Source organism: Sulfurimonas sp., from assembly GCF_014859695.1.
GTDB lineage: Bacteria > Campylobacterota > Campylobacteria > Campylobacterales > Sulfurimonadaceae > Sulfurimonas.
The window spans coordinates 1-2,012 of the sequence record NZ_JACUTS010000159.1; the positions used below are offsets into that span (position 1 = coordinate 1).

The 2,012-nt window shown below is 32.6% G+C and carries 4 protein-coding genes; all 4 read right to left on the reverse strand.

All coding sequences use genetic code 11. The annotated features are described in order from the left end of the window. Positions 1–522, reverse strand: a 522-nt coding sequence (locus IBX42_RS12225) for an RHS repeat-associated core domain-containing protein (RefSeq protein ID WP_294933209.1), incomplete at its 3' end; no start/stop codon positions are given. Between the two features lie 172 nt (positions 523–694). Next, on the reverse strand, positions 695–1,273 hold the full coding sequence (locus IBX42_RS12230) for a tetratricopeptide repeat protein (RefSeq protein ID WP_294933210.1): 579 nt from the start codon (positions 1,271–1,273) through the stop codon (positions 695–697). Beyond that, the gene (locus IBX42_RS12235) at positions 1,261–1,599 is read right to left on the reverse strand and encodes a hypothetical protein (protein ID WP_294933211.1); all 339 of its coding nucleotides are present in this window, start codon (positions 1,597–1,599) and stop codon (positions 1,261–1,263) included. The genes IBX42_RS12230 and IBX42_RS12235 overlap by 13 nt, the downstream gene beginning before the upstream one ends. Continuing rightward, entirely contained in the window at positions 1,593–1,949 is a 357-nt protein-coding gene (locus IBX42_RS12240) for a hypothetical protein (protein ID WP_294933212.1), read from the reverse strand. The genes IBX42_RS12235 and IBX42_RS12240 overlap by 7 nt, the downstream gene beginning before the upstream one ends. Between the last annotated feature and the right edge of the window lie 63 nt (positions 1,950–2,012).

A 2,012-nucleotide genomic window follows, 5' to 3' on the forward strand; every position in this document is an offset into this window, starting at 1 on the left:
CCTAGGATCAATCAAATTAACCGGATCATTCAATACATACCCATAAAGATTAGTATCCCCGCCATCAAACCCGATAGGATCTTTAGCCGTCCACTTCCCAGTTTCGGCATCATAGTCACGATAACCAAACCGTGTTAGTCTAGTATCTTCATCATAGAGTCCACCTGCAAATCCAAACGGTACTTTTAGTTCAGGATTGCTATCTTCATAGATATTTCCAAAGGTGTCATAGACAATCGATTTAACTATTGTACCCTCTTCATCAGCTATGGCTTTGAGTGTTCCGACCTGGTCATAAGCTAGGTAGTAGCGTTGGCCTTTGTAGCTCATGGCATATGGCGTACGCTGACCCGCATACTCAAATCTTTGAATGAGATTATCATTACCATCGTAAATTGCCAGCAGTGTTGTCAGATCTTGCCAGAGATATTTTTCGGTGATGATTCCGTTTACTTTTTTAGCTGCTCTTTGTTCTAATGGGTTTACAAAAGAAGAAACTTTTAAAAGTGGTGGTTTACACATTTTTGGGTTCTCCTTTTTTTAAATTTAATTTGTGTATGCATTACGAAGTTGGAGCTTCGTAATGAGAGATATTAAAAAATGGAAAGTAGTCTACATTTTTATTACGCTTCTCACATTATGTTTATACTCCATAGCATTAGTAAAAGTGGCCATTCATCACCTCACCTCAATGTTAAAGTTCCTCTGTTAATAACAAAATAATTTTATCTACATCCTTTTGAGAAGTTTGGTTCTTATAACGATATAAATGGTTTGCCTCTTCGAACATCTTAATAGCCCTGTGAACATCCCCTTGAACTAGATAATATTTACCTAAGTTAAAGTATATTATTTCTTTATTATTAGAAAGTTTTATCAAACTCTCTGTGTAAAGTATCAATTTTCTTAGATTTTCTTTTGTTTTGGTTGAGTTGGGTTCATTCATGTAGGATGAAATGACAATTAATGTTTCATCACATTTATTTTCACACAGTATTTTTGCAAGATTATAATTATTCATGGCAAACTGCCTATTTCCCTCAAACAAAAAGATATCACCTAATGTTTCATACACTAAGGATGATGGATATAGCTCAATCGATTCATTCAGAAGCTTTTTAGCTTTAGTAAAATTTCCATCTTCAATTTGCACCATGGCATGTTTTTGTGAAATATGTGCTTGTCCCTGTATATTCTTTTTATATACATCAAACCCAAAGAACAATAGCCCAAAGATTATAAAACCAACTACTAAGAAACCTATTTTTTGCATGCTCCACCTCCGCAACAATTTGTCCATTTTTCATATAACTCTGGATCCTTATTTTTAAAACATTCGTTATTCGAAGCACCAACCCATGCTTTATTACTTTTTAGTAAATTATCTAAACGATCTTCTGTACTCATAGCTTGATTACATTCATCAATATATGGAGAAATTTTGTGGGTGTAATACCAACACTTCAACCAATCAAAAGGTGCGAGCCCTATAGGGTCAATTAAATGAACAGGATCATTCAAAACATACCCATACAAAGAAGTATCCCCACCATCAAACCCAATAGAATCCCTAGCACAGTCTACCTGTAGCTCTACCATTTCAAAGCCTTGAGGCTTTTTGTACATATGACAAATATCAGTAGTGTAAGTATAAATAACAAATCATTTAATACTATCTCAAATAGATATAGACCAAAATAAACTATTGCCATGACTAGCGCTATGTAACAAACAAAAGTTAATATTTTTTTGTCATGCTTTTCCCCAGTGTCTACTTTTTTTTTATTAAAAAAATCTATATATACATAAGAACAAACTCCAAGTAATCCAATGGCAATAAAAACATAACCGTCAATTGAATACATCCTTGGTATATGAATATTACTTTTTTCTAAAATTCCATATAAAAAAAATAATATTGGGATTAAATATTTTATATATTTATTCATCATTTATCCTTGTTTATAGCTTCTGATGCATTTGTAAAAATTTGATCATACAAAAAATCTATT